Annotated in this window: 23 protein-coding genes; 11 read left to right on the top strand and 12 right to left on the bottom strand. The window is 73.4% G+C overall.

What is annotated here, in order from left to right:
• Nucleotides 1-61: 61 nt before the first annotated feature.
• The gene (locus tag QCZ28_RS27915; RefSeq protein WP_279519415.1) at nucleotides 62-658 is read right to left on the bottom strand and encodes a TetR/AcrR family transcriptional regulator; all 597 of its coding nucleotides are present in this window, start codon (nucleotides 656-658) and stop codon (nucleotides 62-64) included.
• A gap of 84 nt (nucleotides 659-742) precedes the next feature.
• Between QCZ28_RS27915 and QCZ28_RS27910 the strand changes: the two genes are divergently transcribed.
• Both QCZ28_RS27910 and QCZ28_RS27905 read left to right on the top strand, forming a co-directional pair.
• Entirely contained in the window at nucleotides 743-1,900 is a 1,158-nt protein-coding gene (locus tag QCZ28_RS27910; protein ID WP_279519414.1) for an FAD-dependent oxidoreductase, read from the top strand.
• 93 nt (nucleotides 1,901-1,993) lie between these two features.
• The gene (locus QCZ28_RS27905) at nucleotides 1,994-2,929 is read left to right on the top strand and encodes a DUF2332 domain-containing protein (RefSeq protein WP_279519413.1); all 936 of its coding nucleotides are present in this window, start codon (nucleotides 1,994-1,996) and stop codon (nucleotides 2,927-2,929) included.
• Nucleotides 2,930-2,937: 8 nt separating this feature from the next.
• On the opposite strand, the gene QCZ28_RS27900 is transcribed toward QCZ28_RS27905, so the two are convergent.
• Together QCZ28_RS27900 and QCZ28_RS27895 are read right to left on the bottom strand one after the other, a co-directional pair.
• Nucleotides 2,938-3,879 (bottom strand): MerR family transcriptional regulator, encoded by a 942-nt coding sequence (locus QCZ28_RS27900; RefSeq protein ID WP_279519412.1) that lies wholly within the window; start codon nucleotides 3,877-3,879, stop codon nucleotides 2,938-2,940.
• A gap of 60 nt (nucleotides 3,880-3,939) precedes the next feature.
• Nucleotides 3,940-4,503, bottom strand: a complete 564-nt coding sequence (locus QCZ28_RS27895; RefSeq protein WP_279519411.1) for a dihydrofolate reductase family protein — start codon at nucleotides 4,501-4,503, stop codon at nucleotides 3,940-3,942.
• Nucleotides 4,504-4,645: 142 nt separating this feature from the next.
• Here QCZ28_RS27895 and QCZ28_RS27890 point away from each other — a divergent pair, with 142 nt between their 5' ends.
• Together QCZ28_RS27890 and QCZ28_RS27885 are read left to right on the top strand one after the other, a co-directional pair.
• Nucleotides 4,646-4,900: a DUF5522 domain-containing protein gene (locus tag QCZ28_RS27890; protein WP_030337400.1), complete on the top strand. Its 255-nt coding sequence runs from the start codon at nucleotides 4,646-4,648 to the stop codon at nucleotides 4,898-4,900.
• Nucleotides 4,901-4,998: 98 nt separating this feature from the next.
• Nucleotides 4,999-5,547, top strand: a complete 549-nt coding sequence (locus QCZ28_RS27885; protein ID WP_279519410.1) for a hypothetical protein — start codon at nucleotides 4,999-5,001, stop codon at nucleotides 5,545-5,547.
• 19 nt (nucleotides 5,548-5,566) lie between these two features.
• Here the strand turns inward: QCZ28_RS27885 and QCZ28_RS27880 are convergent, their stop codons facing one another.
• On the bottom strand, nucleotides 5,567-6,256 hold the full coding sequence (locus QCZ28_RS27880) for a metal-dependent transcriptional regulator (RefSeq protein ID WP_030337404.1): 690 nt from the start codon (nucleotides 6,254-6,256) through the stop codon (nucleotides 5,567-5,569).
• Nucleotides 6,257-6,356: 100 nt separating this feature from the next.
• Here QCZ28_RS27880 and QCZ28_RS27875 point away from each other — a divergent pair, with 100 nt between their 5' ends.
• Genes QCZ28_RS27875 through QCZ28_RS27865 form a run of 3 tightly spaced genes read left to right on the top strand, consistent with a single transcriptional unit; the run spans nucleotide 6,357 to nucleotide 11,027 of the window.
• Complete coding sequence (locus tag QCZ28_RS27875) at nucleotides 6,357-7,217, top strand: sulfurtransferase (protein ID WP_279519409.1); 861 nt, start codon at nucleotides 6,357-6,359, stop codon at nucleotides 7,215-7,217.
• Nucleotides 7,218-7,265: 48 nt separating this feature from the next.
• Complete coding sequence (locus QCZ28_RS27870; RefSeq protein WP_279519408.1) at nucleotides 7,266-8,447, top strand: acetoin utilization protein AcuC; 1,182 nt, start codon at nucleotides 7,266-7,268, stop codon at nucleotides 8,445-8,447.
• Nucleotides 8,448-8,471: 24 nt separating this feature from the next.
• Complete coding sequence (locus QCZ28_RS27865; protein ID WP_279519407.1) at nucleotides 8,472-11,027, top strand: bifunctional GNAT family N-acetyltransferase/acetate--CoA ligase family protein; 2,556 nt, start codon at nucleotides 8,472-8,474, stop codon at nucleotides 11,025-11,027.
• A gap of 10 nt (nucleotides 11,028-11,037) precedes the next feature.
• On the opposite strand, the gene QCZ28_RS27860 is transcribed toward QCZ28_RS27865, so the two are convergent.
• Both QCZ28_RS27860 and sigB read right to left on the bottom strand, forming a co-directional pair.
• Nucleotides 11,038-11,445, bottom strand: a complete 408-nt coding sequence (locus QCZ28_RS27860) for a VOC family protein (protein WP_279519406.1) — start codon at nucleotides 11,443-11,445, stop codon at nucleotides 11,038-11,040.
• A gap of 108 nt (nucleotides 11,446-11,553) precedes the next feature.
• Nucleotides 11,554-12,558: an RNA polymerase sigma factor SigB gene (gene sigB, locus QCZ28_RS27855; RefSeq protein WP_279519442.1), complete on the bottom strand. Its 1,005-nt coding sequence runs from the start codon at nucleotides 12,556-12,558 to the stop codon at nucleotides 11,554-11,556.
• Between the two features lie 241 nt (nucleotides 12,559-12,799).
• On the opposite strand from sigB, the gene QCZ28_RS27850 reads away from it, so the two are divergent.
• Nucleotides 12,800-13,588 (top strand): sporulation protein, encoded by a 789-nt coding sequence (locus tag QCZ28_RS27850; RefSeq protein WP_279519405.1) that lies wholly within the window; start codon nucleotides 12,800-12,802, stop codon nucleotides 13,586-13,588.
• A gap of 26 nt (nucleotides 13,589-13,614) precedes the next feature.
• A complete protein-coding gene (locus QCZ28_RS27845) occupies nucleotides 13,615-13,755 on the top strand; it encodes a hypothetical protein (RefSeq protein WP_279519404.1) in 141 nt (46 codons plus the stop codon).
• A 21-nt stretch (nucleotides 13,756-13,776) separates the two neighbouring features.
• Here the strand turns inward: QCZ28_RS27845 and dtd are convergent, their stop codons facing one another.
• A complete protein-coding gene (gene dtd, locus QCZ28_RS27840; protein ID WP_279519403.1) occupies nucleotides 13,777-14,199 on the bottom strand; it encodes a D-aminoacyl-tRNA deacylase in 423 nt (140 codons plus the stop codon).
• The gene (locus QCZ28_RS27835) at nucleotides 14,199-15,683 is read right to left on the bottom strand and encodes a methyltransferase (protein WP_279519402.1); all 1,485 of its coding nucleotides are present in this window, start codon (nucleotides 15,681-15,683) and stop codon (nucleotides 14,199-14,201) included. The genes dtd and QCZ28_RS27835 overlap by 1 nt, the downstream gene beginning before the upstream one ends.
• Before the next feature lie 95 nt (nucleotides 15,684-15,778).
• On the opposite strand from QCZ28_RS27835, the gene QCZ28_RS27830 reads away from it, so the two are divergent.
• On the top strand, nucleotides 15,779-16,363 hold the full coding sequence (locus QCZ28_RS27830; protein ID WP_279519441.1) for an HhH-GPD-type base excision DNA repair protein: 585 nt from the start codon (nucleotides 15,779-15,781) through the stop codon (nucleotides 16,361-16,363).
• 3 nt (nucleotides 16,364-16,366) lie between these two features.
• Here the strand turns inward: QCZ28_RS27830 and QCZ28_RS27825 are convergent, their stop codons facing one another.
• Both QCZ28_RS27825 and QCZ28_RS27820 read right to left on the bottom strand, forming a co-directional pair.
• Entirely contained in the window at nucleotides 16,367-16,678 is a 312-nt protein-coding gene (locus QCZ28_RS27825; RefSeq protein WP_030337420.1) for a hypothetical protein, read from the bottom strand.
• A 14-nt stretch (nucleotides 16,679-16,692) separates the two neighbouring features.
• On the bottom strand, nucleotides 16,693-16,980 hold the full coding sequence (locus tag QCZ28_RS27820) for a hypothetical protein (protein WP_124771959.1): 288 nt from the start codon (nucleotides 16,978-16,980) through the stop codon (nucleotides 16,693-16,695).
• Between the two features lie 102 nt (nucleotides 16,981-17,082).
• Here QCZ28_RS27820 and QCZ28_RS27815 point away from each other — a divergent pair, with 102 nt between their 5' ends.
• Nucleotides 17,083-17,442: a DUF3099 domain-containing protein gene (locus QCZ28_RS27815; RefSeq protein WP_279519401.1), complete on the top strand. Its 360-nt coding sequence runs from the start codon at nucleotides 17,083-17,085 to the stop codon at nucleotides 17,440-17,442.
• A gap of 38 nt (nucleotides 17,443-17,480) precedes the next feature.
• On the opposite strand, the gene QCZ28_RS27810 is transcribed toward QCZ28_RS27815, so the two are convergent.
• Entirely contained in the window at nucleotides 17,481-18,380 is a 900-nt protein-coding gene (locus tag QCZ28_RS27810; RefSeq protein WP_279519400.1) for a PfkB family carbohydrate kinase, read from the bottom strand.
• Complete coding sequence (locus QCZ28_RS27805; RefSeq protein WP_279519399.1) at nucleotides 18,377-19,312, bottom strand: pseudouridine-5'-phosphate glycosidase; 936 nt, start codon at nucleotides 19,310-19,312, stop codon at nucleotides 18,377-18,379. The genes QCZ28_RS27810 and QCZ28_RS27805 overlap by 4 nt, the downstream gene beginning before the upstream one ends.
• Nucleotides 19,313-19,371 lie beyond the last annotated feature (59 nt).

Raw genomic sequence — 19,371 nt, 5'->3', positions numbered from 1 at the left:
ACGGTCCGGCCGCCGCAGAACTCTACGGTGCGGGCGGCCCGGTGCGGGCCAGGGGGCGGGCTCAGGACGTGACGGCCGGGAAGCTTTCCGCCAGCGCGGTGACGGTGTGCCGGATGCGCGCGTGCGCCACGTCGTCGGTCGCGTCGATGAGGGCGACGTGGTGCAGCACGCCTACCACGGCCAGCGCCAGCGCCTCGGTGTCGACGCCCGCTGGCAGCCGTCCGCGCTGTCGTTCGGCGTCCAGGTAGTCGATGACGGCGCGTTCGAGGCTCTGCAGCACGGTGCTGCCGGTGCCCAGTACCGCCTCAACCTGTGCGGCCAACGCCGGCCGGCAGGCCATCAGCCGGGTGACGCCGCGCAGGACGATCAGCGGGGTCGCGAGGATCGCCGCGCTGAGGTTCGCGGCGATCGTGCCGGTGCCGGCGCGGGCGGGAAGGCCAGCCGCGGTGCCGGCGATCTGGAAGCTGCGGTCGACGGCGTAACCGACCAGGAAGTCGTCGAAGTTCGTGAAGTGGGCGAAGAGCAGCCCGGTGGCGACGCCGGCCTCGCCGGTGACGGCTCGGCTGGTGAGTTGGCCGGGGCCTGCGGTGGCGATCAAGCGCTCGGCCGCGGCGAAGAGGTGCTGCCGGGGCTCGGCGATGGGAACTCCGCGTGGCATTCCCTGAGTCTAGGCGGGTTGTGCGGGGATGAGCATATGCTCATAATGTTTGAGCATATGCTCATTCTGGTTTGGGGAGTGCTGATGAAACGAGCGGTGATCGTCGGGGCCGGCATAGCGGGTCTCGCGACGGCCCTACGCCTGGCGGGGGACGGGTGGCATCCGCTCGTCGTCGAGCGGTCTCCGACCCGGCGCAGCAGTGGCTACCTGGTCAACCTGCTCGGCGCCGGCTACGACGCGGCCGAGCGGCTCGGGCTGGTTCCGGCGCTGTCCGCCCACGCGTTGGGCCCGTTCACCACAGTGCTGGTCCGAGCGGACGGTCGCCCGAAGCTCACGGTGCCCGCCGCGGTCGCCGAGGCGGCGCTGGGTCCCCGGACCATGACGGTGTTCCGCGGCGACCTCGAAACCGCACTGTACGACGCGGTACGCGACCAGGTGGAGATCCGCTTCGGCACCACGGTGTCCACGATCGACGCCACCGCCGACCGGGTGCGGATCAGCCTCAGCGACGGCACCACGCACGACGCCGACCTGCTCGTCGGTGCCGACGGCGTGCACTCCGCGACCCGGGCGACGATCCTCGGCCCGGACCATCGGGTCGACCTGCCGTACGTGGTGGCGGCCTTCCCGCTGGCGCACCCGGTGCCGGATGTGCCCGAGTCGTCGGCGACGACCTTCATCGGCCCCGGGCGCACCGCGGCGATCGTCAACCTCGGGCCCGGCCGCTCGTCGGCCTTCTTCACCTACCGGTGCGCCGACCCTGGCCGGGAGCTGGCGGGCGGACCGGTGGACGCGATCCGCGCGACGTTCGGAGACCTGGCCGGGGGAGTGCCCGAGGCGATCGGTCACCTCCAAAGCGACCCGGCCGGGGCGTACTTCGACCGGGTCAGCCAGGTGGACAGCCCACGGTGGAGCGCCGACCGCGCCGTCCTGCTCGGCGACGCGGCCTGGTGCGTCACCCTCTTCGCCGGGCACGGCGCGGGACTGGCGCTCGCCGGCGCCGACCAACTCGGTGCCGCCCTGCGCCGGCACGGCGACGACATCCCGTCCGCCCTGGCCGGCTGGGAGACCGGCCTGCGCCCCGAGGTGACCAAGCGGCAGGCGCTCGCCCGCCGGGGCATGTACCAGTACGCGCCACCGAGCCGGCTGCACGTCTGGATGAACGACGTCACGATCCGAGCGGTCACCCTCCCCGGCATCCGCGGACTCGTCCGACGCGGCATCGAACGGCAGAACCGCTGACCAACGCCGCGAACCGGGTGCCGGCCGTCATGACGGGTGCGGCCGCCGTAGCAGCGGACGGTCCAGCCAGCGGGCAGGTGCCATCATCGGGCCATGACGATCAGCGAGCAGTACGTCGACTTCGCCGTCCGGGAGGCGCGCGGGGTGTCGCCCACGTACGAGCGCCTGTCGCAGGCAGTCGCCCACGACGAGGACCTGCTGGCCCTGCTCGACGGGCTACCGCCGGCCAAACGGCAGCCGAACCTGCTGTTCGGCGTCGTCCGCTGGCTCGGTGGCCCGGTCGACGACCCGGTCGCCTTCCACGACTACGTGCTGACGCACTGGCCGGCCATCGAGGCGCAGATGCTCACCCGGGCCACCCAGACGAACGAGGCGGGCCGGTGCGCGGTCCTGCTGCCGCTGCTCGCCACGCTGCCGCAGCCGGTGGCCCTGCTGGAGGTCGGCGCGTCGGCCGGGCTCTGCCTCTACCCCGACCGGTACGGGTACCGCTACGGCGATCACCAGGTCGGGTCCGGTGAGCCGGTCCTCGACTGCGCCGCCACCGGGTTGGTGCCGCCGGCACGCGTACCCCAGGTGGTGTGGCGGGCCGGCCTGGACCTCAACCCGCTCGACGTTACCGACCCCGACGACGTGTCCTGGTTGGACGCCCTGATCTGGCCGGAACACGCCCACCGGCGGGCCCGGCTGCGCGCCGCGGCGGCGATCGCCGCGGCCGACCCGCCGCTGCTGGTCCGCGGCGACCTGGTGGACGACCTGCCGGCGCTGGCCGCGCGGGCACCGGCCGACGCGACGCTCGTGGTCTTCCACACGTCAGTGCTCTACCAGGTGCCGCCCCCGCGCCGGGAGGCGTTCGTCCGGTTGGTCCGCGAGCTGCCGGGGCACTGGGTGGCGAACGAGGGGCCGGAGGTGCTCCGGTACGACGCGTTGCCCGCGCCGCCGAACGATGCGCTGCACAACGTTCTCGCGCTCGACGGGAAGCCGCTGGCCTGGGCCAGAGGCCACGGCCAGGCGATGACCTGGTTCGGCTGACGGGCGGGTCAACGAGCCGGCTCGGGCATCCGGGCGCGCAGGGCCCGGATGAACCAGTCCACCGCCGGCGCTGTCGCCGCGCCGGTCGACCAGCCGTTGAGCACCGCCAACAGGTCGAGGTAGCGGTCCCGGCGGGGGTCGTTGGCCGGAACGAGCCGGTCGAGCAGCAGTTGGCGCAGGTCGGCGTCGTCCGGGTGACGGTGCAGGCTCGCGTACCGGCCGCTGACGGCGGCGACCACCGGGTCGGCGTCCGGGCTGCTCGGGTCGAGACCGGCCGTCAGGGCGGCGGCCACCGCGTCCCGGACCACCGCGACGGCGTCCGGGCGGGGCAGCCCCGGGACGTCATGATCCGCGGCGTGCTGCCGTGCCAGCAGCCGCATCCGCTCCCGGAACCCGGGGTCCCGGCACAGCTCGGCCAGCTCCAGCCACGCCTCGATCTGCTCGCTGGTGGGGTCGTCGGGCAGTTCCGGTGTCATCGAGACGATCACCCCCGGGTACGCGGGCCAATCGCCGAGGCCGGCGAAGACGCTGCCCAGGAAGTCCGCCACCAGCTGCCCGCGCTCGTTCCTGGTGAGCTGGGCCAGCCGATGCAACTCGTCCACCTCGGCCGGGCCCGACCCGCGCCGCGCCGCCACGGTGAGCACCGCCTGGCGCAGCCGCAGCACCCGGATCTGCACCACCACCGCCTCGGCGTGTGCGGCGGCCACCTCGGGCAGCGGCACCTCCTGGTTCACCACCCGCCGGATGGTGGCCAGGTCCACGCCCAGCTCCCGCAACGTGCGGACCAGTTCCAACCGGGCCACGGCCGCCGGGCCGAACCGTCGGTAGCCGGCCGGGCTCCGGTCCGTCGGCGGCACGATCCCGCTGTCGGCGTAGTACCTGATGGTCTTGACGCTCAGGCCCGTCCGTCGCGCCAGCTCGCCGATCGTGTGCCGTGTCTCCCCGCTCATGCCCTCACCCTCGCGTCTCCCCCCGCTGGAGACTCAAGCGGGAAAGGTGGTGATCACCGGTCAGCGGGCCCGCTCGTGGCGGAGGAGGACCACGCCGTTGCCGAAGACCCGGCTCTCCACCAGTCGCAGCGCGGCCGGAGTCTCGGCGTCGGGGAAGAGCCGGCGGCCCCGACCCACCAGCACCGGGTGAACGTAGATCCGGTACTCGTCGATCAGGTCGTGCCGGGCGAACGTCGCGGCCAGGTCGGCCCCGCCGAGGGCCAGGTCGCCGCCCGGTTCGGCAGTGAGCTTGCGAACCTGCTCGACGTCGACCTCGCGCACCACCGTCGCGTTCCAGTCGGCGTGGTCGAGCGTGCGCGAGTAGACGATCTTCGGCATGTCCCGCCAGATCCGGGCGAACTCGCGTTCCGGGCCGCTGGCGCTCGGGTCCTGATCGGCGGTCGGCCAGTAGGCGGCCATCAACTCATGGCTGACCCGGCCACTGAGGAACCCGCCCATCGGGGCGATCACATCGTTGAAGTGCTGGTGCAGCTCCTCATCGACCTGGTGCCAGCCGATGTCACCCCCCGGGCCCTCGAAGAACCCGTCCAACGACAGGCTCATCTGCACAACGATCTTCCGCATCGCGTCCCCTCCGTATGCGTCGACGGGCGTCGAACCGATCGTCCCCGGACCGTACGACGAAACCACAGCGCACCGCGACGACGCCGGGCATGTCGCGCATCCAGCCCGGAGGCCGGGCGGTAGCCGTCCCTAGACTGCTGCGGTGACCGGAGAGCGACGACCACTGGCCGATCGGCCGCTCACCGAGCCGCACCCGTCGCGGCTGCCGCCGGAGCACCCCGACCGGGCCCGGGTCCTCGCCGCGCACGCCGCCGCGCTGGCCGCCGGGGAGGCCGGTTACCTCGACCCGGCGAGCGGGTTGTTCGTGCTGAGCGCCGACTTCCTGGCTCGCCGTGGCACGTGCTGCGGGCGCGGCTGCCGGCACTGCCCGTACGTGGACGACACGCCGTCCGGGTAGTCGTCCGCGGGGGCTTCCGCGCGACACCGACACCCCGTACGGTGTCCGACGGACAACCGGCGGGCGCCTTCCGCCGTCGGTCGGCGAGAGGGTGGGATGTGCGCGGGCGGATCGTGGTCGCCGGGTTGGCCGGGCTGCTGGTGAGTGGCTGCGCCGACGAGGCGCAGCCGGTGACGGCACCGCCGCCGGTGCCGATCGCTGTGGACGTGGCGGCGGCCTCCTCGGGCGGCGCCTGCCGACTGCTCGATTTCACGGTGATCGAGCAGGTGGTGAAGACGCGCTTCGACGTGGCGGCGTCCAGCGAACAGGGCGACACCCACACCTGTGTGATCCGGGCGGCCGGTGCGACCCTGCCGGAGCTGACCCTCAGCGTGACCGAGACCACGATCGACAAGACCAGCTTCGGCGCGGACGTGGTGCCGGACAAGGCGGCGAAGATCACCGGGCTGGGTCAGCAGGCGTACAAGCGGACCACCGCCGCGGCCAGCGGGCGGGGACCCGTCGCCGAGGTGGGCTGGCTGGCCGGCGACGGACGGCTCGCCACGGTGAGCTGGACCGCGGCCCGTGGCAGTGAGCGCTCGGCGGTGGAGAAGCTCACCGGCGACCTTGTCGCCCTGGCCAAGAAGGTGGACACCCGGGCGCTGTGACGCCCGGGCCCACGCCAGATCAGCTGGCGGCGACGAAGACCCGGGAGGCGACCTCGCGGGGCAGCCGCACCCGGTCACCGGAGCGGTCGATCGACACCCCGTCACGCTCCTGGGCCACCGTGACCGTGGCGCCCGGGTCGACACCGGCGGCGTGCAGTTGGCGCAGCACGTCGGCGTCCTTCTGCACGCTCTCGCAGATCCGGCGCACCACGACGGGCCCGGAGAGGCCCGGGAAGGCCAGGTTGCGCTCGCCCTCGGCGGCCTCGGTGGTCTCCGCCGCCGGCGAACCCAGCTCCTGAAGCCCCGGGATCGGGTTGCCGTACGGGGAACGGGTCGGCCGGTTGAGCAGGTCGTACACCCGCTTCTCCACCGCGTCGCTCATCACGTGCTCCCAGCGGCAGGCCTCCTCGTGGGCCTCCTCGTAGGGCATCCCGATGACGTTGACCAGCAGCAGCTCGGCGAGGCGGTGCTTGCGCATCACCGACACCGCGCTGCCGCGCCCCTGGGGGGTGAGCGTCAGGTGCCGGTCACCCTCGACGGTGAGCAGGCCGTCACGCTCCATCCGGGCGACGGTCTGGCTCACGGTGGGGCCACTCTGCTGCAGCCTTTCGGCGATCCTGGCACGCAGCGGTGGCACCCCCTCCTCTTCCAGCTCAAGGATGGTGCGCAGGTACATTTCGGTCGTGTCGACCAGGTCGTGAGACTTCATAAGGTCAGCGGCCCTCCGGTGCACGATGCTACCTCGGTGGCGGGCCGGCGACCGCCGCCGAACCGCGTGCCGTCTCCGCGAATGGTGTTGGATGGTCGCCATGTCCGGTACCCCGCAGCCGTTGGTCGAGGTCGACACCCTCGTCGCCGAGCTCGACCAGGCCGATCCGCCCACCCTGCTCGACGTGCGCTGGCGGCTCGTCGGCCCGCCCGGCCGCGACGACTACCTCGCCGGCCACCTGCCCGGGGCCGTCTTCGTCGACCTGGACACCGCGCTCTGCGGGGCCCCCGGCGCCGGCGGTCGACACCCGCTGCCCGACCCGGCCGCGTTGCAGGCGGCGCTGCGGGCCGCCGGCGTCCGCGCCGGTCACCCCGTGGTGGTGTACGACGGCGGCGACGGCCTGGCGGCCGCGCGGGCCTGGTGGACGCTGCGCTGGGCGGGGCACCGACCGGTGCGCCTGCTGCACGGTGGCTACCCGGCCTGGGTCGCCGCCGGCCGGCCCATCTCCACCGATGCGCCCGCCGCACGCCCCGGCGACGTCGTGGTGCGCCCCGGTGAGCTCCCGGTGCTCGACGCCGGGCAGGCCGCCGCGCTGGCCGCCGCTGACGACGCCGTGCTGCTCGACGTACGGGCGGCGCCGCGTTACCGGGGCGAGGTCGAACCGATCGACCCGGTGGCCGGGCACGTGCCGGGGGCGGCGAACCTGCCCGCCGGGGAGTACGTCGGGCCGGACGGCCGCTTCCCGACCGCCGAGGTGTTGAGCGAGCGGTTCGCCGCCGCCGGCGTGACCGAGGGGCGGGCCGTCGGGGCGTACTGCGGCTCGGGGGTGACCGCCGCGCAGGCGGTGCTCGCGTTGCACCTGGCAGGTCGCACGGACGCCGCGCTCTACGTTGGATCGTGGAGCAACTGGGTGGCCGACCCGGCCCGGCCGGTCGCCTCCGGGTCGACACCAGGCCACTGACCAGCGCGTGCGGTGGGCCGGCGCCCATCCTCGTGCGACGATGGGCCCATGTCCGACGACACGGTGGTGGTGTGGGACGAGTCGCTGCTCGCCTACGACATGGGTGACCATCCGCTCGACCCGGTCCGGGTGGAGCTGACCTTCGCGCTCGCCCGCGAGCTGGGCATCCTGAATCGGCCCGGGGTGCGGGTGGTCAAGCCGGAGCCCGCCGACGACGCCCTGCTCACCCGGGTGCACGAGCCGGCCTACCTCGCCGCGGTGCGCAACGCGCCGCGTGACCCGCTCTTCGCCGGCTACGGGCTGGGCACCTCCGACAACCCGGTCTTCGAGGGGATGCACGAGTCCAGCGCGCTCATCGCCGGCGCGACGGTGGCCGCCGCCGAGGCTGTCTGGCGCGGCGATGCCCGCCGGGCGGTGAACGTGGCCGGCGGGCTGCACCACGCGATGCGCGCCCGCGCCGCCGGCTTCTGCGTCTACAACGACCCGGCGGTGGCCATCGCCCGGCTGCTCGACCTGGGCGCCGAGCGGGTCGCGTACGTGGATGTCGACGTGCACCACGGCGACGGCGTGCAGCAGATCTTCTGGGACGACCCCCGGGTGCTCACGGTCAGCGTGCACGAGACCCCGTTGGCGCTCTTCCCGGGCACGGGTTTCCCGGACGAGACGGGTGGGCCGGGCGCGCAGGGCACCGCTGTCAACATGCCGTTGCCGCCGGGTGTCGACGACAGTGGCTGGCAGCGGGCGTTCCACGCGATCGTGCCGTCGGTGCTGCGCGCGTTCCGGCCGCAGGTGCTGGTCAGTCAGTGCGGCGCCGACGGGCACCGACTGGATCCGCTCGCCGACCTGAACCTGACTGTCGATGGGCAGCGGGCCACCTACCTGGCGATGCGGGCGCTCGCCGACGAGTTGTGTGACGGCCGGTGGGTGGCCACCGGCGGCGGCGGGTACGCCCTCGTCGAGGTGGTGCCCCGGGCCTGGACCCACCTGTTGGCGGTGGCCACCGGTGATCCGATCGACCCGGCCACGCTCACCCCACCCGCGTGGCGGGACCTGGTCGCCTCCCGCCGGCTGGGCCGGGAGGTGCCGCTGCGGATGACCGACGACGCCGACCCGTCGTACGAGCCGTGGCAGCCGACCGGCGAGCCGAACGCGGTGGACCGGGCGATCGCGGCCACCCGCAAGACGGTCTTCCCGTTGCTCGGGCTCGACCCGCACGATCCGCGGGACTGAGCCGGGCCGGGGAGGGCTGTTCCGGTGACGACCGTGGGTCATCCGGTCGACGTGCTGCTCAGCGACGGCAGCACCGTCCAGTTGCGACCGATCGAGCCAGCTGACGCGCCCGGCATCGTGGCGATGCACAGCCGGTTCTCCGAGCGCACCCGCTACCTGCGGTACTTCTCGCCGTACCCGCGCATCCCGGAACGGGATCTGATCCGTTTCGTCACCGTCGACCACCACGACCGGGAGGCGTTCGTGGTGCTGGCCGCCGACCAGATCGTCGCTGTGGGCCGGTACGAGCGGCTCGGCCCGCAGGCTCCCGAGGCGGAGGTGGCCTTCGTGGTGGAGGACGCCTACCAGGGTCGCGGCATCGGCTCGGTGCTGATGGAGCACCTGGCCGACGCGGCCCGCCGCAACGACATCATGAGCTTCGTCGCGGAGGTGCTGCCGGCCAACGGGACGATGCTGCGGGTCTTCGCCGACTTCGGCTACCAGGTCCAGCGCGAGTACGCCGACGGCGTGGTCCACCTGAGCTTCCCCATCGCGCCCACCGAGGCCAGCCTGGAGGTGCAGCGCGGCCGGGAACACCGGACCGAGGCCCGCTCGATCGCCCGGCTGCTCGCCCCACGCGGCATCGTCGTCTACGGGGCCAGCGCCACCGGTCAGGGCGTCGGCGCGGCGGTGCTCGGGCACCTGCGCGACGGCGGGTTCACCGGTGCGGTGGTGCCGGTGCATCCGAGCGCGTCGACAGTGGCGGGCCTTCCCGCGTACCCCTCGGCGGTGGACGCGGGCGCCCCGGTGGACCTGGCGGTGGTGGCGGTCCCGCCGGAGGCGGCGACAGCGGTGGTCGCCGACGCCGCCGCCGCGGGGGTGCACGGTCTGGTGGTCATCTCGGCCGGCTTCGCCGAGGCCGGCGGCGAGGGCGCGGCCACGCAGCGCGCGCTGGTCCGCGCGGCGCACGCCGCCGGCATGCGGGTCGTCGGCCCGAACTGTCTCGGCGTGGCCAACACCGACCCGACGGTACGCCTCAACGCCACTCTCGCCCCGACGTTGCCGCCGGCCGGTCGGGTCGGCATCTTCAGTCAGTCCGGTGCGTTCGGGGTGGCGTTGCTCGCCGAGGCGGACCGGCGCGGCCTCGGGCTGTCCAGCTTCGTCTCGGCCGGCAACCGGGCCGACGTCTCGGGCAACGACCTCCTGCAGTACTGGCAGGACGACACCGGCACCGACGTGATCATGCTCTACCTGGAGACGTTCGGAAACCCCCGCAAGTTCGCCCGGCTGGCCCGGCGGATCGGCCGCGCCAAACCGGTCGTCGCGCTCGCCTCGCCGGCCCGCCCGCCCGGGGTCGGCGACGCCGTCGGGCCGGACGAGGTGGCGGTGGCAGCGCTCTTCGCGCAGTCCGGGGTGATCCGGGTGGACACCGTGCCGGAGTTGCTCGACGTGGGTGTGCTGCTCGCCAACCAGCCGTTGCCGGCCGGCGGCCGGGTCGGTGTGGTCGGCAACTCCTCCGCCCTCACCGGGCTGGCCGCGACCGCCTGCGCCGGGCAGGGCCTCACCGTCGCCGACGGCTATCCCCGCGACGTGGGGCCGAGCGCGGGTGCCGCCGAGTTCGCCGCCGCGCTCGCCGAGACGGCCGCCGACGACCGGGTGGACGCCCTGGTGGTGGTCTTCGCCCCGCCGCTTCCCGGCCAGCTCACCGCTGTGGACGCCGACGTGACAGCGGCACTGCCGGACGCCCTCGCGCTGGGCAAGCCGACAGTGGCCACGTTCCTGGTCGGGCGGCTGCCACCGGGGGTGCCGGCGTACGGGGGCGTGGAGGAGGCGGTCCGCGCGCTCGCCCGCGCGCACCGGTACGCCGAGTGGCTTCGTCGCCCGCCCGGGGTGGCACCGGAGCTGCCCGACGTCGACCGGGTCGCCGCGCAGGCCGCTCTGCGGGCCGACGCCGCCGACGCGGGTGCGCTGCTGGCCGCGTACGGCATCGACGTGGTGGCCTCGGTGCCCGTCGACTCGGTCGACGCGGCGGTCGACGCGGCGGCACGGCTGGGCTTCCCGGTGGCGCTCAAGGCGGCCGCCCCCGGGCTGCGGCACCGGCTGGACCTCGGCGCGGTCCGGCTCGACCTGCCCGACGAGCCGACCCTCCGTCGCGCGTACGCCGACCTGGCGGCGACCTTCGGCGCGGACGCGCTGGTCCAGCCGATGGTCGCGCCCGGGGTGGCCTGCGTGGTGGAGGTGGTGGAAGATCCGGCGTTCGGGCCGGTGGTCGGGTTCGGCCTCGGTGGGGTCGCCACCGAACTGCTCGGCGACCGGGCCTGGCGGGCGGTGCCGCTGACCGACCGGGACGCGGCCGAGCTGGTCGACGAACCCCGGGCCGCGCCGCTGCTGCGCGGGCACCGCGGGGCCGCGCCGGTCGACCGGGCGGCACTGGTCGACCTGCTGCTCCGGGTGGGTCAGCTCGCCGACGAACAGCCGCGGGTGCGGTCGCTGACCCTCAACCCGGTGCTCGCCCGCCCGGACGGCCTCTCGGTCCTGCACGCGCAGCTGGGGGTGGGCGGCGTCGTCGCCCGCCCGGACACCGGCCCCCGCCGCCTGTGAGCGTGCCCGCTCAGGCGCGGCTGGAGATCTGCTGGACGCCCCAGGTGTTGCCGTCCGGGTCGGCGAAGAAGACGAAGCCGACATTGTCCAGTGGGTCCGGGACCGGCCGGGGGTTCTGACCGACCACCTGGATGTCGCTGACCTCCACACCCCGCCCGAGCAGCTCCTCGTGGGCCCGCCGCAGGTCGGGCACCACCAGTTGCAGGCCCTTGAGTGAGCCGGGCGGCATCTCCGGGACGACGCCCTTACCGATCACGATCGAGCAGCCGGAGCCGGACGGGGTCAGCTGCACGATGCGTGCCTCGTCGCTGATCACCGTGTCGTGGTCCACGGTGAAGCCCAGCTGGTCGGCGTAGAACTTCTTCGCCCGGTCCACATCGGAGACCGGCACGATCACCACTTCCAACGTCCAGTTCAACGTTGCTCTCCTCGCCTCGTCGGTCGCGGATCGGTGTCCCAGTCAAACACCCCGACGGCACGCAGGGCCCCGGCGAACCGCCGGGGCCCTGCGTGGGAACCAGGTGCGTCAGCAGGCGTACGCCTCCAGGCGCTGGGCCCGCTCCGGGGCGCGCAGCTTCAGCAACGTGACCTTCTCGATCTGGCGGATCCGCTCCCGGGACAGGCCGAACTCGCGGCCCACCTCGTCCAGGGTGCGCTGGCGACCGTCGTCCAGGCCGAACCGGAGGCGGATGACCGCCTGCTCCCGCTGGGACAGGGTGGAGAGCACGATGCTGACCTCGTTGCGCAGCTCACCCTGGGCGGCGGCGTCGCCCGGCTCGGTGCGCGGGTCCACCGAGGCCACGAAGTCGCCGAGGGCGCTCTCACCGTCGTCGCCGACGGCCTGGTCCAGGCTGACCGGCTCCCGGTCGTAGGAGATCAGCTCGATGACCTGGATCTCGGGGATCTCCAGCGCCCGGGCGACCTCGGCGACCGTCGGTTCGCGGCCCAGCGTCACCGCCAGTTCGCGGCGGGCCCGGACCATCCGGTTGACCTGCTCGACCATGTGCACCGGGATGCGGATGGTGCGGGCCTGGTCGGCCATGGCGCGGGTGATGGCCTGGCGGATCCACCAGGTGGCGTACGTGGAGAACTTGTAGCCCTTGGTGTAGTCGAACTTCTCGACCGCCCGGATCAGGCCGAGGTTGCCCTCCTGGATCAGGTCGAGAAACGCCATGCCCCGGCCGGTGTAGCGCTTGGCGATGCTGACCACCAGCCGCAGGTTCGCCTCCAACAGGTGGTCCTTGGCCGCCCGACCCTCCGCGACGATCAACTCCAGGTCGGCTCGCAGCTCCGCGGAGACGGGGATGCAGGTGGCGAGCTTCTCGTCGGCGAACAGGCCGGCCTCGATGCGCCGGGCCAGGTCGACCTCCTGCGCGGCGGTCAGCAGCTTGGTCCGGCCGATCCCGTTGAGGTAGGCCCGGACCAGGTCGGTGGAGATGCCGCGCTCGTCGGTGGCGTCCAGGTCGGCAAGAGTCTCGGAGGCCCCGTCAGTGTCGATCGTGGTGGTCGGGCGCGTCCGGTGTTCCGTCATCTGCAGGACCATCTCTGTCTCCCCGTTTCCACATCTGTGCCGTGTGCCCGGCCCAGTGGTGCCGGTGTGACAACAGCTTGGCGGGCGGGGCGTAAAACGGGAGTGAGGCGATCGGGCACCCGACAGGAATTGGGTCGGATCGCTGGTGCGGTGTGTCGTCCCGCTGTGTGGTTGCCCGGCCCCGCTACGTTGCGGACGGCCGGCCACCTCTGGTCGGCCGAGAACGACAGAGGAGGACGGTGTGGTCTTCAAGCGGCTCATGAAGGCGATGGGCGTCGGCGGTCCGTCGGTGGAGACGGTGCTGGTCAACCCGAACTGCCGCCCCGGCGGCCAGCTGGAGGGCCGCATCCAGGTGCTGGGCGGTGACCATCAGGTCGACATCGACCACGTCACCCTCGGCCTGGTCACCCGGGTCGAGGTCGAGAGCGGCGACAACGACTACGACACCACTCAGGAGTTCCACCGCCAGCAGGTCACCGGCGCGTTCCGGCTGGAGCCGGGGCAGCGCTACGACATCCCGTTCCGCTTCGACGTGCCGTGGGAGACACCGGTCACCGAGCTGTACGGGCAGCACCTGCACGGGATGACGATGGGCCTGCGGACGGAGCTGGAGGTCGCCCGCGCGGTCGACAAGGGTGACCTGGACGCCGTGGCGGTGCACCCGCTGCCGGCGCAGGAGCGACTGCTGGACGCGCTGCTGCGACTGGGCTTCCGGTTCGCCCGCGCCGATGTGGAGCGTGGTCACATCTACGGCGTACGCCAGACGTTGCCGTTCTACCAGGAGATCGAGTTCAATCCGGCGCCGCAGTACGCCCGCTCGATCAACCAGTTGGAGGTCACCTTCATCGCCGACGCGCAGCAGATGCAGGTGGTGCTGGAGGTCGACAAGCGCGGCGGTGCCTTCACCGAGGGCCGGGACGCGTTCGGCCGGTTCACGGTGGACCACGCCACCGCCGACCGCACCGACTGGACCGCCGAGCTCGACAACTGGCTCCGCCAGTCCCTGACCCGCCGAGGCCTCTTCTCCTAACCCCAACCCACCCCGGGCCGTTGATCATGAAGTTATTGTCGCGACACGCCGAGGCGGCGGGCAATAACTTCATGATCAACCTGGGGCTGGGGCTGGGGCTGGGGCTGGGGCTGGGGCTGGGGCTGGGGCTGGGGGCCGAGGGCCGAGGGTCGAGGGTCGAGGGCTGAGGGGTGGGGGGTGGGGTCGGGTTAGAGGTCTAGGAGGAGGGTTTGGGGGCCTATGTTGGTGCTCTCGACCAGCATGTGGGTGCGGAAGCGGCCGGTCTCCACCTTGGCGCCGCGTTGCCGTAGCGCCTCCACGACCGCCGTGACCAGCGGCTCGGCCACCTCGGCGGGGGCGGCGGCGGTCCAGCTCGGGCGGCGGCCCTTACGGACGTCGCCGTAGAGGGTGAACTGGCTGACCACCAGGATCGGCGCGCCGGTGTCGGCGGCGGACCGTTCACCGTCCAGGATGCGCACCTCGTGCACCTTGCGGGCCATCGTCTGGGCGGTCTGCGCGGTGTCGGTGTGGGTCACCCCGAGCAACACCAGCAGACCGTTCTCGATCGCGCCGACCACCTCGCCGTCCACCGTCACGCTGGCCTGCCCGACGGTCTGCACCACCGCACGCATCAGGCGGCCACCGGCTCGATGAAGCCCCGCTCCACCAGGTGCGCCACGATCGGGCCGGCGGCCTCGGCCATCTCGTCCGGCTCCACGTCGTGGGCGGCGGCGAGCAGGGCGAGCTGGTCACGCAGCGCCAGTCGGCCGTCCGCGCCACCCACCAGCGCCAGCACCAGCGGGTCGATCTCCTCGGTCCAGCGCAGGCCGTGCGGCATCGCCAGGACCTGCCGGTCCACCCCCCAACCCTCGTCGCTCATGGTGGCCTCCTGTCGCAGCTGGAGGCCCTCGGCGGCCCGGTAGCGCTCGGCGAGCAACGCCTCGGTGTCGCGTACCCGGAGAAAGTCCTGGCGGTCGAACCAGGCGGCGACCTGGTCGCCCAGCGGTGGCTGCACCCGCTGGCGCAGGTCTTCCACCCGGACCACCGGGTCGGCGTGTCCGCCCCGGCGCACTGACACGATGCCGAAGCCGATCCCCTCCACCTTGTGCGCGTCGAACCAGTCCAGCCAGGCGGCCATCCGCTGCGGGTCGGCGGTCTCGCCGACGTCGGTGAGCCACAGGTCGACGTACGCCATCGGGTCGGCCACCTCGCGCTGGATCACCCAGGCGTCCAGGCCGGTCCCGGCGAACCAGCCGGCCACCCGCTCGTCCCACTCCTCGCCGGCGACGTGCACCCAGTTCGCCAGGTACTGCATGGTGCCGCCCTCGGTGAGCAGGCCCGGTGCGGCGGCGGCCAGTTCGGCGCCGATCGCGTCACCGACCCGGCCGGAGTCGCGGTAGACGTGCGTGGTGGTGCCCGGGCCGACCACGAACGGTGGGTTGCTCACCACCAGGTCGAACCGCCGGCCGGCCACCGGGGCGACCAGGTCGCCGCGGAGCAGCTCCCAGTCCTGAGCGTTGAGGGCGGCGGTGGTCGCGGCGAAGCGCAGCGCCCGTTCGGAGAGGTCGGTGGCGGTCACCGACCTGGCGTGGGTGGCCAGGTGCAGGGCCTGGACGCCGGAGCCGGTGCCCAGGTCCAGTGCGGTGTCGACCGGCCGGCGCACGGTCGCGCCGATCAGGGTGTGGGTGGCCCCGCCGATGCCGAGGACGTGCTCGGCGTGCAGCGGGCGACCCGGGCGGGCGCTGGCCGGGACGTCGGCGAGCACCCACCAGTCCTCCCCGTACGGCTCCAGGTCGACGCCGGCGCGCAGGCCGGCGCCGTACCGCTCCACCAGCCCGCCGGCGAGGGCCTCCTCCAGGCTCAGCGGTGCCAGCGCGACGGCCACCGCCGCCTCCGGCTCGGTCTGGTCGCAGATGAACACCCGGATCAGGGTGTCCAGCGGGTCGCCGTCCCCGGTGGCGCGCAGCGCGGCCCGGTAGTCGTTGCGGGCGACCGCGGCGGTCGCCTGCGCGCCGAGCCGCTCGGCGATGCCGTGGCTGGTGAAACCGGTCCGGGTCAGCGCGCTGCGCAGCGCGTCGACGCCGGCGGGGGAGAGCAGCATGTCGTGTTCGTCCACCCCGACATCCTGCCTCCCGGTGCGTTCCGGGTCAGCGTCACCCGCCGGTAGATGTCGGAGCGTCGGTGTCCACCCGGATCGGTGCGCCGGGCAGGATGGTCAGCATGACGCTCGTACTGCCCATCGACCCGGAGGCCAACCGGCTGCTGGAGCGCAGCCCGCTGGCCCTGCTGGTCGGCATGGTTCTTGATCAACAAGTCCCGATGGAGAAGGCGTTCTCCTCGCCGTACGTGCTGACGCAGCGGCTCGGTCACGACCTGGACGCGGCGGAGCTGGCCGGGTACGACCCGGAGGCGCTGGTCGCGCTCTTCGCCCAGCCGCCCGCGCTGCACCGGTTCCCGAAGGCCATGGCGGCTCGGGTGCAGGAGGTCTGCCAGGTGCTGGTGGAGCGCTACGACGGTGACGCGGCGCTGCTCTGGGCCGAGGTCGCGGACGGGCCGGAGCTGCTGCGCCGGGTCGCCGCGTTGCCCGGCTTCGGCAAGCAGAAGGCGCAGATCTTCGTGGCCCTGCTCGGCAAGCGGTTCGGGGTGACCCCGCAGGACTGGCGGAAGGCGGCCGGGGACTACGGCGACCCCGGCGCGTACCGGTCGGTGGCCGACGTCACCGACGCCGACTCGCTGCGACGGGTGCGGGAGTTCAAGCAGCAGATGAAGGCGGCGGCCAAGGCTGCGAGGGGATGACCCTCAGGCTGCGGTGGGGTGCGCCAGCGAGGCCAGCGCGCGCCGGACGTCGGCCAGCGAGACGGTCGCCGAGTCGTCCAGGTCGGCCAGGCCGGCCTCGATCCACTGGCGCATCAGCGTGGTGACCCCGATGCCCCGGGCGTCGGCGGCGGCGCGGACCCGCTCGTAGGTGTCCAGCGGCAGCCGCACCGAGCGGCTCACCATCGGCACGTCGGTGTCGGGGGTGGGCAGGTCCACCGCCGGGCTCTCGTCGATCAGGTCGGCGATCCGGTCGTCGCCGCCGTGGAACTGCTTGGTCGCGTCGTTACGGTGCATCGTCACGGCCCCCCTCATCGGCGGTCTCTCCGTACGGCCTCGTCGTAGCGCTTGGACTCGACGTCGCTCAGCTCGCGGGCGGAGAGGATGTCCCAGTCGTTGTCGGTGCCATCGGCTTCGGCGAGCAGCACGGCCAGTCGGCGGCCCCGGCGGGCGGCGGCGTAGACCACCATCACGTCGTCACCCAGATGGCGGATGACCCGTCGGGCGCTGTGCAGCGCCTCCCAGACTTCCCCGGGTGTGACGTCGTAGACCCTCAGGTTGGCCAACGCCTCGTCGGTGAAGCTGAACCTGCTGCCCACGCCGGGAGCGTACCACGCACGTAACACGCAACGGGATGGGTTGAAGTTCGCTGATCACGGACCTGCGGTGACAGGATGAGGCGTAACCCCTCGAGGAGGTCCATGGTGAAGCGTCAGGCGTACCAGCCGATTCTGATCACCGACGCCTCGCGCAGCCAGGACGATCAGCTCAACAGTCGCCAGCGCCGCTATGTCCTGATGATGGGCATCCGGGTGCTGTGCATCGTCGTCGGCGCGATCCTGGTCGGTGCGAACGCCCCCCTGCTCTGGCTGTGGCTGCCGCTGTGCGGCCTCGGCATGGTGCTCATCCCCTGGCTGGCCGTGCTGCTGGCCAACGACCGGCCGCCGAAGGAAGAGCACCGGCTGGCCAACCGGTTCCACCCCCGCCAACAGGACGACACCCCGCCGATGAGCCTCACCGCCGAGGAGCATCCGCACAAGGTCATCGACGTCGAACCCTGACCCGCGAACGGGCCAGGGTTCGCCCGGTCCGGGCCGCGCTACGCCGGTGGTCGCGCGCCGGCCGTGGAGACGGCCAGCGCGCCCAGATCGGTGGCACGGCTCAACGCCGCGGCCGGGGTGGCGCCCGCGAGCCACGCGGTGAGCAGACCGGCCGCGAAGGCGTCGCCCGCGCCCGTGACGTCCACCACCGCGACCCGACGGGCCGGAGCCACACAGACCGGCGTGGTCCGGTCGACCCAGACCGCGCCGGCCGCGCCGCCCTTCACCACCACCCGCCGAGCCGTCGCCGACAGCACCCGCCCCTGCGCCGCCGGGTCCAGCCCGCCGGCCAGCACGGTGGCCTCGTCCGCGTTGACCAGGAGCAGGTCGATGTCGCGTACCCAACTCAGGAACGCCGCCGCACCGACCCGCCGCAACGGCGCCGCGGAGGCCGCGTCGACGCTGATGGTGAGCCCGCGCTCGCGGGCAGCGGCCAACGCCCGCAGCCCGGCGCCACGCGACTCGGCGTCCAGCAGGGTGTACGCGGACAGGTGCAGATGCCCCGCGTCGGGCGCCGCCGCGAGGGCCCGCTCGACGTGCGCGGCGCTCAGCCGCAGGTTCGCGCCCCGCTGGCTGACCATGGTGCGCTCGTCGTCGGCGGCCAACACGATGACCGTGCCGGTCGAGACCCCCTCGACCCGCTCGATCGCGCAGTCGACGCCCGCCCGGTCGAGCTCGGCTACCCGGTCCCGCCCGGCGTCGTCGTCGCCGACGGCGCTGACGAGCGTGACGTCCACCCGCTGCGCGGCGACCCAGGCGGCGGTGTTGGCCGCCTGCCCGCCGCCGCCGAGACTGATCTCGGCCCCGGTGTCCGAACCGGCCGCGAGCGGCCCGGACAGCACGGCGACCACATCGGTGATCACGTCCCCGACGACGACCACCCGGGAGGGTCGGGTCATGCCGGGGCGGCGGTGCTGCGGGCCGCCGAGGCGACCGCGATCCGCGCGGCCAGGTCGGCGTTGCGCAGGATGATCCGCACGTTCACCGCCAGGCTCGCGCCCTCGGTCGACGAGTGGAAGTGCGCGAGCAGGTACGGCGTGACGGCCTTGCCGGTGATCCCGTCGCGCTCCAGCAGGGCCAGCCCCTCGGTGAGCGTCCGGTCGTGCAGCTCCGGGTCGAGCTGCTCATCGACCGGCAGCGGGTTGGCGATGAGCAGCCCGCCGGTGTGCACGGCGTGCCCGTCGCGGGCGGCGAGCACGGCGGCGACCTGCTCCGGCGAGTCCACCGACCAGTCCAGGTCGAAGCCGGCGTCGGTGAGGTAGAAGCCGGGGAACCGGCGGGTGCGGTAACCGACCACCGCCACCCCGAGGGTCTCCAGGCGCTCCAGCGTCGCGCCCACGTCGAGGATCGACTTGACCCCGGCGCAGACCACGGCGATCGGGGTCTGCGCCAGGGTGACCAGGTCCGCCGACTCGTCGAAGGTGTGCGCGGCCTCCCGGTGCACCCCACCCAGCCCGCCGGTGGCGAACACGCCGATGCCGGCGGCGGCGGCCACCGCGCTGGTCGCGGCCACCGTTGTCGCGCCGTCGGCGCCGGTCGCGGCGGCCACCGCGAGGTCGCGGACGGAGAGCTTGGTCACGCCGTCGACCGTGGCCAGCCGGGTCAGCTGCGCGTCGTCCAGGCCGACCACCAGCTCACCGGCGATCATCCCGATGGTGGCCGGAACGGCCCCGGCGTCCCGAACGGTCCGCTCGATCTCCCGGGCCACCCGCAGATTCTCCGGCCGGGGCAGGCCGTGCGAGACGATGGTGCTCTCCAGGGCGACGACGGGACGGCCGTCGCGCAGGGCTTCGGCGACGGGGGTGCCGTAGCTGATGCGAAAGTCAGTCACACGGGCACCGTACGGGGTGGCGCCCCGGCCGGCCTCAAGTGGACCCGGCCGTGATGACC

Source organism: Micromonospora sp. DH14 (assembly GCF_029809455.1).
GTDB classification, from domain to species: Bacteria; Actinomycetota; Actinomycetes; order Mycobacteriales; family Micromonosporaceae; genus Micromonospora; species Micromonospora parva.
Note: the sequence above shows the minus strand (reverse complement) of the source record. Positions and strands in the feature narration are given on the sequence as shown.